The following is a 15,116-nucleotide window of genomic DNA, read 5'->3' on the forward strand; positions in this document are numbered from 1 at the left end:
CCGATGAAAAAAATACTACTATTGTGCCTGACGCTGTTTGCAATAAGCACAAAAGCCCAAACCATTTCGCAAATCGACTCACTCAATGTCGTAATCTGCAAGGAATTCCAAAAAAAGACGATCGAACCTGACACTACAAAAGTACAGCGCGTGTTCAACGAACAATTCTACGCTTTCGCCCAAAAATTCAACATCAAGACAGACGAGGAATTCAAGCCCGTTTTTGACAGGCTTTACTTTAGATTGCAGAAAGATTGCGTTTGGTTCCAGAGTTTTATGCTCAAGGTTTCGAACGATTCCGAAAGCTGGAAAATCTCTCAAGAGCGTCCTGTTCAAAAGGCCAAGAAAAAAGAGTGCCGAAAAATGAATGGGAATTTTTACTACCTCGAACCTAGTGAAGGCTCTAAAACAAAGGTCGTCGTAACCGAAAATTCGTGGACGGAAACGTTCGTGGACGGCACATATTCAAAATGCAAACTCACTTGGACGAAAGATTGCGAGTTCACGCTCGAGTTTCTCGAAAGCAACAACCACGTGCGACAAAACCTCAGTGTGAAAGGCGATAAATATTATTATGGGATTTCCGAGATCGCTTCGAACGGCACTTTCAAATGTTGGGTACGCGTGCGCGACACCGATCCTTACCAGACTTTCGAGGTCATTCCCGACAAATAATTACAGGTTTTTCGCGAGCACGAAATCTTCCATCAAATAGCCGTTTCCGATCTCGATATCGACTGTTTCCGCAATCTCATAGCCCAATTTCGCGTAGAAATGTTGGGCTTTGTTGTCTCTGTTCACGTTCAACGACACTTTTTGCGAGCCGTGTTCGAGCGCTTTCTGTTCCATGAATTGCATCAGCTGTCGCCCGACATTCTTGCCTTGGGCCAACGGCAATACGTAAATTTTGTGGATGTGCGTGCGCTTTTCGTCTTTGTAGTCGTGTTGGAATCCGCTGAATCCGAAGTACTCGCCATTTTCCTCGGCTAAAATGAACTGCACGCCGTCTTCGTGATTTTGGTTCAGCGCCTCGATCGAATACATCATTTGCATCATGTAGTCGAGTTGTTCCTGAGACAGAATTTCGGCATAAGTCACCGGCCACGTTGCCTCGGCGATCGATTGGATCAAGTTGAACTCGTTAGGGAAAGCGGTTTTTATCGTCATAAATTTCTATTTGGGGCGTTCCGGCGGCCGGAAACTTTGCAGTTGATACAAGCGATGGTCAGGCCGCCGTCGGGCTGCTGGCACTCGCTTTTTGCCTTGGAATCCAAGAATGAAAATCAAAAATCGTCGGGCAAAAGAGCTCAAACAAAGCCACCATCCCTAACGCGGGCTTTCGGTAATCAACCGTGAATCGATTCTTTCTTGCCATAATTGGCAATGATGATCGCTTCGTGCTCAAGCCACTCGCGCCAGCGTTTCTCGACGTCGATATCGCCTCCATATTTTCTGGCGTATGTGATGAAAGTCGTGTAATGTCCGGCTTCGCTTTCCATGAGATCGCGGTAGAATTTGGCCAATTCCTCGTCTTTCACGTTTTCGGACAACACCTTAAAACGCTCGCAGCTTCGGGCTTCGATCATGGCCGAAAACAGCATGCGTTCCACAAAACCTTTTTCGCGAGTGCCGTCTGCATTGGCTTTCATGTACTTGGCGAGTTCGCCCACATAATTGTCCTTGCGCTCTCGCCCGAGCTTGTAGCCGCGCTTTTTGATGATCTCGAAAACCATCTCGAAATGGGAGATTTCTTCTTGGGCGAGTTGTAGCATGTCGGCGACAAGATCTTCGTATTCCGAATTCAGGGTTATGATCGAAATGGCGTTCGTGGCGGCTTTTTGTTCGCACCACGCGTGATCGGTCAGGATTTCTTGTATGTTGGTTTCCACTAGCGAAACCCAACGCGGATCTGTTGGAAGTTGGAGGCGAAACGTTGACATTGTTTTTTATGTGGAAAAGGTTTGAAACGGGGTGTTTCAAACCTTTTGTTAGTATTTGGTTTTGCGAAGTTTGCAACTTCGCAAGCTGCGTTTCCGAGTCTGCGACTCGGTTAAAAACTCAGGCACTTAGGAACTCAGGTTCTCAGGCACTCAGAAAACAAATATTGCTCTCTCGCTCATCAAAGCGTTCACTTCCTCTCCTACCTCGGCGATGATATCCTCATTGTCTTTGTTGGTAAGCACGCGATCGATAAGCTCCACGACAGTTTCCATGTCAGATTCCACAAGGCCGCGTGTCGTAATGGCCGGCGTTCCAATTCGGATTCCCGAAGTCACGAATGGCGATTTGTCGTCAAACGGAACCATATTCTTGTTTACGGTAATCTCGGCTTTCACCAAAGCATTTTCAGCTTCTTTGCCTGTAATTCCTTTGTTGCGAAGGTCGATCAGCATCATGTGGTTGTCCGTTCCGCCTGAGATCAGGTCATAACCGCGGTTCACGAAAGCTTCCGCCATCGCTTTAGCGTTCTTTTGTACCTGCATGGCGTATCCGAAGAATTCATCTGTCAAAGCTTCTCCGAAAGCAACCGCTTTTGCCGCGATGATGTGCATCAAAGGTCCGCCCTGATTTCCTGGAAATACCGACAAATCGAGTAAAGACGACATCATGCGAATCTCGCCTTTCGGTCCCGTGATTCCCCATGGATTTTCGAAATCCTTGCCCATTAAGATCATTCCGCCACGTGGCCCGCGAAGTGTTTTGTGCGTCGTGGTCGTAACAATGTGGCAATGCGGAATCGGATCGTTCATCAAACCCTTGGCGATCAATCCTGCCGGGTGAGAAATATCGGCCAAAAGCAAAGCTCCAACGCTGTCGGCGATCTTGCGGAAGCGCTCGAAATCCATGTCACGACAATAGGCCGATGCTCCGGCGATGATCATCTTAGGTTGTTCTTTGGTAGCAATTTCCTGGATTTTGTCATAGTCGAAACGTCCGGTTTCTTTTTCTACTCCGTAGAATGCCGGTTGGTATAATTTTCCGGAGAAATTTACGGGTGAACCGTGCGTTAGGTGTCCGCCGTGGGAAAGATCGAATCCCAGTATTTTGTCGCCGGGTTTCAAACAAGCCGCGTAAACGGCAGTATTTGCCTGAGACCCGGAATGTGGTTGTACGTTGGCGTACTCGGCTCCGAAAAGCGCTTTTGCACGATCGATCGCGATTTGTTCTACGATATCGACAACCTCGCAACCTCCGTAATAACGGCGTCCGGGATAACCTTCGGCGTATTTATTTGTTAGACAAGATCCGGCGGCTTCCATGACTTGGTCACTCACGAAATTTTCTGAAGCTATAAGCTCCAATCCGTGAATTTGCCTATCTTGTTCGTCAAGTATCAAATCAAAAATTTCCTGGTCGTTGCGCATGTTATAAAGTTTCGTTAAAGTGAGGCCAAAAGTACGAATTACGTTTGGTAAAAAGAATGTTACCTCTAAATTTGATTGCTCAGTTTAACAACCCTTTCACAAAATAAACCATACCAAAAATATGCTCATAACAGCTAACGACCCAAACCGGAAATCATGGCTTGAAGTCCTTGAAGACAGCGACTTTCCCATACAGAATATTCCGTTTGGCGTATTCCTTACCAAAGAACATGTGGTAACGATTGGAACCAGGATAGGCGATTACGCCATCGATCTTGGAGCGCTTCAGCAACTCAATTACTTCGAAGGCATCGAACTTACGGATGATATGTTCATGCAGGACACCTTGAACGATTTCATTTCTGACGGACACAAGACCTGGCGACAGGTGCGCAACCGTATCGCCGACATTTTCGACGCCGAAGATTCCCAATTGCGGGACAACGCCGACCATCGCGAAATCGTGATTTTCGACATAGACGACGTCGAGATGCAACTTCCTGTGCTGATTGGCGATTATACCGATTTTTACTCCAGCCGAGAGCACGCGACCAACGTGGGAAAAATGTTCCGCGACCCGGAGAACGCACTTTTGCCCAACTGGCTTCATATTCCTGTCGGGTATCACGGCAGAAGTTCCACGATTGTACCTTCTGGAATCCCAGTGCACAGACCTATGGGACAAACACTTCCGAACGGGGAAACCACGCCGGTTTTCGGACCGTCGCGATTGGTCGACTTCGAATTGGAAACCGGATTCATCACGACCGACGCCAACATCATGGGCGAAAACATTCCCGTTCACGAGGCTGAACAGCACATTTTCGGGATGGTTTTGCTAAACGATTGGAGTGCGCGCGACATCCAGAAATGGGAATATGTGCCACTAGGACCGTTTTTGGCCAAGAATTTCGCCACTTCGATCTCACCTTGGATCGTGACCATGGACGCCTTGGAACCTTACCGTACCAAAGGCCCGAAACAAAATCCGAGTCCTTTGCCCTATTTGCAGCAAAAAGGAAAACACACTTTCGACATCAGTCTCGAGGTTTCGCTACAACCTGAGAATTCCGAGGAAAATATCATCTCGAAATCGAACTTCAAATACATGTACTGGAGCATGAGCCAGCAATTGGCGCACCATGCCTCGAACGGCTGCCGAATCAATTCGGGAGACTTGATGGGTTCGGGAACGATCTCCGGCGCTACCGAAGACAGTTTCGGTTCCATGCTAGAGCTCACTTGGGGCGGAAAAAACCCTTTGAAACTCTCTGATGGAAGCGAGCGAAAATTCATTGCCGATAACGATACGGTAATCATTCGCGGTTTTTGTTCGAATGCCGAAGTGAGGATCGGATTTGGGGAAGTCAAGAGCAAATTGCTTCCGCCTTTCGCGAGAAATTGATACAAGCCCGCCATTGAGCGGGTTTTTTATTTGCAGATGACACGCAAACGATTCGATGGGAACGAAATCGGGTGTCTTGGACGAACTGGCGATTATTCAAGAAATCCGGAAACAAAACGGGTATCGGAGACAGATTGCCTAGCCCGGATACAAGCGGATAGCCTTTTGCAGGAAATGCCGTGTTTTTCCCGGGTTGGCACAGCGACCGAAGGAAGCTCGTGCCAACCTCTGGAAAAACCGGTTTTTTCAAGAAAGCTAGCAGCGGGAGCCGGAAAAAGCTCCTGAAAAACAACTGACAATCAATCGGAGTCACAGACTCCGCCACACATCTTGCGAAGTCACAGACTTCGCCGCGCAACCAAATCCCAAATAAAGCATCTACCCCAAATGAAAAGAATATTCCCAGCCCTGCTCCTGGCCGTTTTAGCCCCAATTCTCCTGGCCACGTCCTGCGACGAAGACCCGGAATTCTACTATCCGGCGGCAAAAGTGTACATTGAAAATTCCCAAAACCTGCACGTGGGCGACACGATCTGGTACAATTACCTGGTTTCCTCGAATATGTACTCGTCCGGCAAACACGACACGATCGCCAACGTGAACCCTCGCGATTTGACCCTGTTCGTTCTAAAACTTCAACCCGAACAAAACGGCCACAACGCCGCGGTCACGAACGCTTACGTCAAGATTCTGGAACTGGGCACGAACGATGCGCAAGCTTGCGGAAATGATTCGTCGACTGCGCTTTACCATCCGTTTTTTGCTTTTCAGCAGCGCCTTTATCGCATAAAAGTGGGTTTCAAGATGCTTGAGCCCGGCGACTATTCGTTTCCGACCGATTACGACAATTTGATTCAGACCGATCCGCAAAACCAACTCGCGGCCGATTATCCGCTGGCTTCCGGCATCGATTTATCGTATGAACATCCTTGCTACGGCACGATTCAGGCGAATCTCGACGATTATCCGGGCAGAAGTCACGCGTTTTTTCACGTCAGTCCTTAAGCCAAAGAATCACTTCTCGCCTTCTCTGTCGGCTGATCGGGAATTGATCGCCCGATTTTAACCGGATTTCGGTTTTGACGATGCCGTCGACAAAATTCTTGTTGACGATGTGTTTTCTGCTGATGCGGAAAAAATCGCCACCGAGTTCGTCCTCTAGTTTCTCAAGCGATTTGCCGATGATATAATCGCGGTCTTGGGTATGCAAAAACGTCGAATTGTCGTGGCTCGAAAAATACGCGATCTGGGAAATTCCGATTTTCCTCAAAGTTTTTCCGGCCGAAACCAAAAACGATTTTGCCTCGATGACAAGAATTTCCGGTTTGAGCAAATTTCCCAGTTTCTCGATTTTTTCGATGGCCGAATCGAGTTTGGTCTCGTCTATCGGTTTTAACAGGTAATCCATTCCGCCGTGACGGAAAGCTTCAAGTGCGCGGTCTTCGTAGGCCGTTGTAAAAATGATCCTGGATTTTGGCGCGATCGATCCCAATGCCTCGAAAACGGTTCCGTCCCGAAGTTCGATGTCGAGAAAAAGCCACTCCGGATGCAGATTTTCGTGTAAAAACAATTTGAGTTTAGCGGCCGAAGAAAACATAGCGACGACTGTAAAGCCTCGACTTACAAGCAAGCGCTCGAGCCTTTGGGCGGACGGAATCTCATCTTCGACGATCACGGCGGTTCTTATCATTCGACGCTCAATATTGGAAGGCTGACCACGAAGAAATCCTCGTTTTTCGAAACCGAAAAAGTTTGGTCGGTCAACAGTTCGTATCGTTTTTTGATGTTTTCGAGTCCGATGCCGTTTGAATTTACGCCTTTTTTGGCGATGACGGAATTTCTCACAATCAGGTTTCGGTCTTCGGTAAAAATCTCGATCAAAAGTTGGTTTTCGTCCTCGACTATGTTGTGTTTGAAGATGTTGTCGACGATTTCCTGAAGCGAATCGGCTAAAATAAAATCGCGGGAATTGGCGTCCACTTCGATTTTTTGGGAGAAAGCAGTTGCGAACTTTGCGCGGTAAATCTCGAGATATTCGGTGATGAATGCCATCTCATCGGCCAAAGCCACAAAATCCTCGTCTTCTTTGTTGAGGAATTTCCGATACACATTCGACAGCCGACGTCCGAATTCAAGCGCTTTCTGAGGATCGGATTCGACAAACGACAAAAGCATGTTCAGGTTGTTGAAAAAAAAGTGCGGGTTGACCTGTCGTTTGAGACTTTCGTATTCGGACTGTTTCTTGTTAAAAGACTTCCCAAGTTTCTTGATCAACGAATCTTTCGCGTCCGATTCGACTTTTTGACGCACCAAAAACAGCATGGCGGAAGCCGAAAAAAGTGCCGGAAAAAGCAGCGTCATCAAAATCCCGACGATGCGGCTTTCCACCATTTGGATCTTGATACACGCAACGAAAAATCCGACGGAAATCGCTAGAAAAGTCGCGAAAAACACCCCCAAAAATGGCCGTTGCGCCAAGAATCCAATCCGTGATGCAATCCAGATTCCGAATAATGCGGCCGAATTCGTCAACACTGAAAAAGCGAACATCCACAGCAAAAATCCGCTGTAGCCGCTCATTCTGGTTTGCGTTTCGAATTCTGGCGCAAGCAAAAACGACAGCAGCACGAATTCGGGTAAAACAATCCAGAACAACAGGCGAATCGCGAACTTCGAAGTAAGTTCGAACCTGTAAACCTTGTTTTTTGGGGAAATCCTGATTCGCGACAGGAAAAGTTCGGTCAGGAAAAAGGAGATCACCATCAGTGTTTGCATGATCGGAATTTCGATCCCGACCTTTTCACCCAATTGTTTGACGTAAACCGATCCGGAAATGAAAGTCGTCGTTCCGACCAAAAAGATCGTCGCGAAAACCGAGACAAATCCGCATTTGGAAAATCTTGCCAAAAACGGCTGCACAAAAGCGACTCCCAAGGCCGGAATGGCAAAAAACCACGTGACGATCGCCACCGCAGCCCAATTCGTGCCAGCCGAAAATCCGCCGTCCAAAAGCATTACTGCTGCCGAAAACAGTATCGCTACAAGCCAAAAAATCAAAAATGTGCGAATCGCTCTCATGTCATCGGGGTTTATTTGGCAAACCTAGCCGAAGTTCGCAACTGCGCAAAAACAAGTGCTGCAAACGGTCGTTTCATGTGAGCGAACGGTCTTTTTGGGCAAACAGAGCAGGCAAATTGAAGATGACGACAGAGGCAAAAACCACTGCGTAAGCCGCATACTGCCAAGCATCGGCCTTTTCGTCGAAGTAAAAAACAGAAAGCGAGAAAGCAATGATGGGATTCACGTTCATGAGCATCCCGACAGCCGAACCTTTGATGCCTTTAAGCGCGAAAAGACTCAGGAACATCGGCAAAATCGTGAAGACGATCGCGATAATTCCGATAAAAGCGAAAAATCGCGGTTCCGTAGGAAGTCCGACATCGAAAAAAGGAATTGCCGGCAATAGCAAAATCACGGCGATGCAAACGTGAAAAGTAAGCACTACAAAGCTGTCAAGACCCGAGTTTCTTTTTTGTATGATCAGATATAAAGCGTACGAAAATGCGATCAGGATGCTGAGCAACAAGTCCAGAAAATGGCCCAAAGCCAGCATTCCGCAACCAATCGCGCCTATGAAAAGTGCCATCCATTGCAATTTTTTCATTTTTTCGCCGAGCAGGATGTTTGCCAGGAAAACGGTCAATATCGGGCAGACGAGATAGGCCAGCGATGTCGCTTTGACGCTAACGAAATTCATGACGTAGATGAACAGGAACCAATTCATGGTCAGCAGGATTCCGGCGAGCAAGTTCCACAAAATCAGACTTTTCCTGTCGTATGATTCCTGGTTTTTGAGAAAAATAATGGCTGATTTAATGGCTTCGCGCCTAAAAGCGAACATGATAAGAAAAAGCAGAAACAGGCAAGTAATGACGCGGTAAAGCAATATTTCGAGAGGCGGAAAGCCTTTGATCGGGCGCAAAGCCAAGCTAAAAAGTCCCCAAGTTGCGAAGGCCGTGATCGCGCTGGCGTAGTAGCGGGTTGTGTTCATTCGGCAAAGGTAAGAATCACGCGGCTGAGATTGCTGCTCGACCGATTTACTTTTTTCGGAGAATAAAACACCGACTGAGCAAATTTTTTAACCGCGAATTAGCGAATTTTTTTCGGCTAGAATACGAAACACCTTAATGCTCTTAACGGATTAAAAAATTTGCCACGAAAACCCTAATTCTTGCCCGCTTTTAGCCACGAATTCACGAATAAATTTTGCATGGAGAATAAATTGGAATCGTCTGGCCTTAATGCTCTCAATAAACATAACAGCTTAAATTTCAACGGAAACTTTCGGCTCTCATAAGCAAAACACCCTAATGCTCTCAATGAACTTAATGGTTTAAATTTTTGTCGGAACTTTCAACTCTGCACAAGCGAAGCGCCTTAATGCTCTTAATGAACTTAATGGTTTAAAAAAATTACCGCGAGCACTCTAAGTTCCTGCATACTTTTTAGCCACGAATTCACGAATAAATTTTGGATGGAGAATAAACTCGAATCGTCCGGCCCTAATGCTCTTAATGAACTTAATGGTTTAAATTTTCGACGGAACTTTCAACTCTGCACAAGCGAAGCGCCTTAATGCTCTTAATGAACTTAATGGTTTAAAAAAATTATCGCGAGCACTCTAAGTTCCTGCATACTTTTTAGCCACGAATTCACGAATAAATTTTGGATGGAGAATAAACTCGAATCGTCCGGCCCTAATGCTCTCAATGAACTTAATGGTTAAAATTTTCGACGGAACTTTCAACTCTGCACAAGCGAAGCGTCTTACTGCTCTTAATGAACTTAATGGTTTAAAAAAATTATCGCGAGCACTCTAAGTTCCTGCATACTTTTTAACCACGAATTCACGAATAAATTTTGCCTAGAGAATAAACTCGAATCGTCCGGCCCTAATGCTCTCAATGAACTTAATGGTTTAAATTTTCGACGGGAACTTTCGGCTCTCATAAGCGAAACGCCTTAATGCTCTTAATAAACTTAATTGTTAAAATTTTCAACGGGAACTTTCGGCTCTCATTGTTCAAAAAAAAGAAAAAGAATTTAGTAAGTAAGAAATCAAAAAACATCCGGATCGCCTTTTCCCTCGCGAACCAAAACCGGCTCAAAGCCAGACAAATCGATAATCGTCGAAGCCTCGTTCCCGCCATAACCGCCGTCGACGACAAGATCCACCAAATTTTGCCACTTTTCGAAAATCAACTCAGGATCGGTGGAATATTCCAAAACCTCATCCTCGTCGTGAATCGACGTGGAAACGATCGGATTGCCCAATTGGCGCACGATTTCCAAGGCAATGTTGTTGTCCGGAACGCGAATCCCTACCGTATTTTTCTTCTTGAATTCCTTCGGCAGATTGTTGTTTCCGGGCAAAATAAACGTGTAAGGTCCGGGCAAAGTACGCTTGAGAATCTTGAACGTAGAAGTGTCGATCTGCTTCACATAGTCTGAAATGTTGCTCAAATCGGAGCAAACGAAAGAAAAATTCGCTTTTTCGAGCTTGATTCCCTTGATTCGCGCAATGCGTTCGAGCGCTTTGGTATTGGTGATGTCGCAACCAAGTCCATAAACCGTATCTGTCGGATAGATCACGAGTCCGCCATCGCGCAACACCTTCACCACGCGTTGTACGGCGGCCTCACTGGGTTTGTCTTCGTAAATTTTGATGAATTGAGCCACTTTTTGTCTTGTCTTTGTTTTTCTTCAAGTTACGACCTAATCAGGGAAGTTCTATTAAGATTTTGGTAATTATTTGGCGTCCGATTCCGGCTACCTGGCCTTACTCCTCGCCCAAAAACCTATTTTTTATACGCCGCTCAAGAGCTTCCTGCGGTCGCTTTGCGCGATCGTGAAAAAATTGGGTTTTCGGTCTGTGGGGTAATTGGCCAGCATCCGGGGCCGAAACGCCTCCGAATCCAAAATGGTCATTTCGACGCTTTCAGTCTGTCGATCTTGGCCTGTACATTCTTGCGCGAAGCCGCGTCACTCAAGCCAAGAATCTTCTCAAGATAAGCGATCGCCTTTTGTTTTTCGCCTTTGTTTTCATAACAATACGCGATGTTGTTCATTACAACAGTATCATCCGGAGCAATCTTTTCCGCTTTGAGGAATAATGGCAATGCGCCGTCGAAGTCTTCTTTCATGAGCTTCAACGCGCCAAGGTTCGACAGGTTCATCACATCGTTTGGGTAATACTTGACGACCGTCTCCGAGATTTCCTGCATATTTACCAAAAGTGCGTCGTTTTCGGTTTCGTACAATTGGTTGAAATAACCCTGAATACTTCCCAACATGAAGTTTTGGGCATCGTCCAGCGGTTTGTTGTCTGTCCACAACCACTTATTTCTGATCTTGTCCGAGTGGACGATCGTCTTTTTGATATCGTCGGTGAAAGGTTTCCAATCGCCCAATTGTCCCAACATATAAATCTTTCCAAAACGCAGATCGAGCCTGTTCGGGAAGTTTGAGATCGCTTCGTCGATTGTCTTTTTGGCCAGATTGACCTTGGTCGTATTGTATCCGAGGTTGTCGCCCTGATAAAGATAACTCACCGTTTTACCCGTCGAATCCTGGACCGCGAACGCTTCCTTGCCCTGCGGGTTGTTTCCGAATTGCAGCACTTCCATTTTCGAATTCGAGAAATAGTAGTTGAATTTGGCCACGTAAAGTTCTACGTCCCCTTTTTTGCTTTTTTCCCATTCGGCCAAAACCTTTTTTTGCGATACTGTGTCTTTCGCCTTGAGAAAATCGTTGAACTGCGTCCGAAAATCCTGGGCGTGCAAACAAATTCCGAAACCGAAAAAAAGAACTGAAAACAAAACCTGTCTCATCTTGAAAATTTTAGCGTAAGATACGATTCTCCGCTCTCGATTTCCGGCAATTTTCGTTTCCGGATACGATCACTTTTTCTTCCTGACCTTGCATTCCTTGCAAAAATCGGCCATATCGTTGATTTCGCGTTTGAGCAATTCGTGCTGTGCCGCGAGAAGTTCCGCTTTCCTTCCCAAATCTGTAAGTTTGGCTACGCTGTTGTAACGTTGGTCGTATTGGCGCTGGATTTCGCGTGCCGACGGTTCGAAAAAACTCGCATCCGAAAAAGTGCCCTTTCCCAAGTAAAGACTTTCACGCAATTTCCTGGCATAAAGTTCCTGCAGATCAAACGCATATCGCGCAAAAGCCACGATCTGATTGGCGATCTCCTGGTTTGGAGCAGTGATCGAAGACGAGATCGGATCGAACGTATTGCTCACTTTGGAATTGAAATTCTTGGTGAACATGAACTCGGCGCGCGACATCGAGAACAGGAATTCCATTCCGCCTCCGAGCGCGATCCCGTATTTGTCCGTATCGCCAATTTGCGTGTCGGCTGCCTTGAAATCAGATAACTGCAACTCGTATTTTCCGTCCCAATGGATCGGATTTTGTGCCGCGACCGAAAAACTCACCAGCAAAAACAACAATATTTTCATGATTCCGATTTCTTATCCGATGACGTCCAACTTGGCAAAACGCAACAACAACTTCTTGATTCCGCCCACTTCGAAGCGAATTTCGGCCTTTCGGTCCGCGCCTACGCCCTCGAGATTCAGGATCTCTCCTTTCCCGAACCTTTCGTGCATGACGATATTTCCGGGGACGAGTTTTCCGTCGAATAAGTTGGCGCCACTATTGGCACTGGCACTGCTGCTACCGCTGTTCACTGGCTTCAATCGTCTCACGCTCACATCGGGTTTCGGCTCGTTGTCCGTGATCCATTTCGGAGGCGTTCCCGCAACAGGTTTGCTCTGGCGCAACTTCGATTTGTCGACGTCTCCGAAAATGTCGATGTCTATCATCGGTTTATAGCGATATCCCGAATCTGGAGGCGTGAGGTATTCGAGATATTTCTGATCCATTTCCTCGAGAAAACGCGACGGTTCGCTGTCGGTGAGTTTTCCCCAACGGTAACGCGATTGGGCATAAGTAAGATAAGCCTGTTTTTCGGCACGTGTCAAAGCCACATAGAACAGACGTCTTTCTTCCTCGAGTTCGCTTCTCGTGTTCATACTCATGGCGCTCGGGAAAAGATCCTCTTCCATCCCGACGATAAAAACGTAAGGGAATTCAAGTCCTTTCGACAAGTGGATCGTCATGAGCGCCACGCGGTCGTCATCGCCCGTGTCTTTATCAAGATCTGTGGCCAAGGCGACGTCTTCGAGAAATTCCGAAAGCGCGCCACGAGCTCCGTCGACTTCCTTTTGTCCTTCGATGAAATCCTTCATACCGTTCAAAAGTTCCTCTATGTTCTCGATTCTGGCAATGCCTTCGGGCGTCGCATCTTTTTTGAGTTCCATGACCAAACCGGTTTTCTTGGTCACGTGTTCGGCTATAAAAAACGCGTCGTTCGTCTCGTTCAGGATCTGGAAGCTCTTGATCATCGTGACAAAATCGTCGAGTTTCTTTCGCGTTCCCGAATTCAGGCGAAGGTCGATCTTGTCGAGATTTTCCATAACCTCGAAAATCGAGCGTTTGTAGTGATTAGCGGCGACGGTCAATTTTTCTACCGTGGAATCACCGATTCCGCGCGCCGGATAATTGATCACGCGCACCAAAGCTTCCTCGTCTTTCGGATTGATCACAAGTCGCAGATAACTCAAAACGTCCTTGATTTCCTTGCGCTGATAGAACGAAAGGCCGCCGTAGATACGGTAAGGAATGTCGCGTTTTCGCAAAGCGTCTTCCATTGCGCGAGATTGGGCGTTCGTTCTGTACAAAATCGCGAAATGCCCGTTATTCATTTGCTGGGTCATCTTATTTTCCCAGATTTCGCCTGCCACGAATCGGCCTTCTTCACCGTCGGTAAGCGAACGGTGAATCTTGATTTTGGGCCCGTCGTCGTTCGCCGTCCACACGACCTTATCCAACTTGGTCTTGTTTTTTTCGATGATGGAATTCGCGGCCTCGACAATATTTCGCGTAGATCGGTAATTCTGTTCGAGGCGATACGTCTGCACGCCTTCGTAATCCTTCTGGAAATTGAGGATGTTGTTGATGTTGGCACCTCGAAAAGCATAAATGCTCTGGGCATCGTCACCCACCACACAAATGTTCTGGAAACGGTCGCTCAAGGCGCGCACTATAAGGTATTGCGAATGGTTCGTATCCTGGTACTCGTCAACCAATATGTATCGGAACCGGTTTTGATATTTTGACAGCACTTCGGGAAAACGCACCAAAAGTTCGTTCGTCTTGAGCAGCAAATCGTCAAAGTCCATGGCGCCGGCCTTGAAACAGCGGTCGACATAATTTTGGTAAACCTCGCCCAGACGCGGCTTTTTACTCATCGCATCGGCTTCCTGAAGTTCGGGATTCGCGAAATAAGCCTTCACCGTGATCAGGCTGTTTTTGTAGGACGAAATGCGTCCCAAAACCTGTTTGGGCTTGTAAACGTCCTTATCCAGCTGCATTTCCTTGATTATCGCGCCAACCAGACGCACCGAATCCTGCGTATCATAAATCGTGAAATTCGACGGATAGCCGAGTTTGTCAGATTCCGCCCTCAGGATTCTCGCGAAAATCGAGTGAAAAGTGCCCATCCAAAGGTTCTTGGCCTCGGCGTTCCCGACGATTCCCGCAATACGCGCCTTCATTTCACGTGCGGCTTTGTTGGTAAAAGTAAGCGCCAAAATGTTGAATGCGTCGACGCCTTGCGCCATCAGATAAGCGATCCGGATCGTCAGTACGCGCGTTTTTCCCGAGCCTGCGCCCGCGATGATGATCATCGGACCGTCTTTTTGCAAAGTCGGGGCGCGTTGGGCTTCGTTAAGTCCTGATATGTATTTTTCTATAGGTTCCAAGCTTGCAAAATTAGGGTTCGCAAGGGCAACTTGCAAGTGGTAAAATGCTAAAAAGGGTTTGGTTTGGAAAAGTTTTTGGGGAATAGTTATTAACAGGTTAAAAATCGGGGTTTTTAATTTTTTTTTGAGCTTGTTCCGGCTAACTGGCACTAGCTTTTTTGTAAAAACCGGTTTTTCTATGTCTTGAAACGAGCTTCCTGCGGTCGCTGTTTCAAGTCAAGAAAAATTCGGTTTTTTCTGCAAAAGGCTAGTTGCCGTTATCCGGGCTATGGATTGTCGTAAGACGATCCCTTTTCTTTTTCTTTTTATTCTTTTTGCCCGGAACCTTTTCTCGCTCTCGAAGCGTAAATAAAAAAGCTTCGCTTTTTTTGGTGTTTTTCGGCAGCTGCGCTGCCGCAGGCTTTGATTTTGATTCGTCGCCTGCCAGCGGGGCTTACTTTTGCCTCGCCG

14 protein-coding genes are annotated in these 15,116 nt (G+C 46.8%); 3 read left to right on the forward strand and 11 right to left on the reverse strand.

Features of this window, described 5'->3' with window-relative positions; genetic code table 11:
* Positions 1-3 precede the first annotated feature (3 nt).
* Positions 4-675, forward strand: coding sequence for a hypothetical protein (locus EOO49_RS11705; protein WP_290845836.1), 672 nt, complete (start codon positions 4-6; stop codon positions 673-675).
* On the opposite strand, the gene EOO49_RS11710 is transcribed toward EOO49_RS11705, so the two are convergent.
* The 3 genes from EOO49_RS11710 to glyA all read right to left on the reverse strand — a co-directional run bounded on the left by EOO49_RS11710 (position 676) and on the right by glyA (position 3,365).
* Positions 676-1,167: a GNAT family N-acetyltransferase gene (locus EOO49_RS11710; RefSeq protein WP_290845838.1), complete on the reverse strand. Its 492-nt coding sequence runs from the start codon at positions 1,165-1,167 to the stop codon at positions 676-678.
* A gap of 179 nt (positions 1,168-1,346) precedes the next feature.
* Positions 1,347-1,940, reverse strand: a complete 594-nt coding sequence (locus EOO49_RS11715) for a tRNA-(ms[2]io[6]A)-hydroxylase (protein WP_290845840.1) — start codon at positions 1,938-1,940, stop codon at positions 1,347-1,349.
* Positions 1,941-2,090: 150 nt separating this feature from the next.
* Positions 2,091-3,365, reverse strand: coding sequence for a serine hydroxymethyltransferase (glyA, locus tag EOO49_RS11720; RefSeq protein WP_290845842.1), 1,275 nt, complete (start codon positions 3,363-3,365; stop codon positions 2,091-2,093).
* A 121-nt stretch (positions 3,366-3,486) separates the two neighbouring features.
* On the opposite strand from glyA, the gene fahA reads away from it, so the two are divergent.
* Together fahA and EOO49_RS11730 are read left to right on the forward strand one after the other, a co-directional pair.
* On the forward strand, positions 3,487-4,770 hold the full coding sequence (fahA, locus tag EOO49_RS11725; protein WP_290845844.1) for a fumarylacetoacetase: 1,284 nt from the start codon (positions 3,487-3,489) through the stop codon (positions 4,768-4,770).
* A 387-nt stretch (positions 4,771-5,157) separates the two neighbouring features.
* Positions 5,158-5,775 (forward strand): hypothetical protein, encoded by a 618-nt coding sequence (locus tag EOO49_RS11730; protein WP_290845846.1) that lies wholly within the window; start codon positions 5,158-5,160, stop codon positions 5,773-5,775.
* Here EOO49_RS11730 and EOO49_RS11735 read toward each other — a convergent pair.
* From EOO49_RS11735 to EOO49_RS11770, 8 genes are all read right to left on the reverse strand, one after another.
* On the reverse strand, positions 5,765-6,460 hold the full coding sequence (locus EOO49_RS11735; protein WP_290845848.1) for a LytTR family DNA-binding domain-containing protein: 696 nt from the start codon (positions 6,458-6,460) through the stop codon (positions 5,765-5,767). The two genes, EOO49_RS11730 and EOO49_RS11735, sit on opposite strands and share 11 nt — an antisense overlap.
* Entirely contained in the window at positions 6,457-7,848 is a 1,392-nt protein-coding gene (locus EOO49_RS11740) for a histidine kinase (RefSeq protein ID WP_290845849.1), read from the reverse strand. Before EOO49_RS11740 ends, EOO49_RS11735 begins: the two co-directional genes overlap by 4 nt.
* 73 nt (positions 7,849-7,921) lie before the next feature.
* The gene (locus EOO49_RS11745; protein WP_290845851.1) at positions 7,922-8,821 is read right to left on the reverse strand and encodes an EamA family transporter; all 900 of its coding nucleotides are present in this window, start codon (positions 8,819-8,821) and stop codon (positions 7,922-7,924) included.
* Between the two features lie 1,067 nt (positions 8,822-9,888).
* Positions 9,889-10,509 (reverse strand): L-threonylcarbamoyladenylate synthase, encoded by a 621-nt coding sequence (locus tag EOO49_RS11750; protein WP_290845853.1) that lies wholly within the window; start codon positions 10,507-10,509, stop codon positions 9,889-9,891.
* A gap of 245 nt (positions 10,510-10,754) precedes the next feature.
* Positions 10,755-11,660, reverse strand: a complete 906-nt coding sequence (locus tag EOO49_RS11755; RefSeq protein ID WP_290845855.1) for a tetratricopeptide repeat protein — start codon at positions 11,658-11,660, stop codon at positions 10,755-10,757.
* A gap of 69 nt (positions 11,661-11,729) precedes the next feature.
* Positions 11,730-12,299, reverse strand: a complete 570-nt coding sequence (locus EOO49_RS11760) for a hypothetical protein (protein ID WP_290845857.1) — start codon at positions 12,297-12,299, stop codon at positions 11,730-11,732.
* Positions 12,300-12,311: 12 nt separating this feature from the next.
* The gene (locus tag EOO49_RS11765; RefSeq protein WP_290845864.1) at positions 12,312-14,657 is read right to left on the reverse strand and encodes an ATP-dependent helicase; all 2,346 of its coding nucleotides are present in this window, start codon (positions 14,655-14,657) and stop codon (positions 12,312-12,314) included.
* A gap of 225 nt (positions 14,658-14,882) precedes the next feature.
* Positions 14,883-15,116 (reverse strand): hypothetical protein (locus EOO49_RS11770; protein WP_290845859.1); only part of this gene is annotated, 234 nt, incomplete at its 5' end.

The organism is Flavobacterium sp., from assembly GCF_004295795.1.
Lineage (GTDB): Bacteria > Bacteroidota > Bacteroidia > Flavobacteriales > Flavobacteriaceae > Flavobacterium.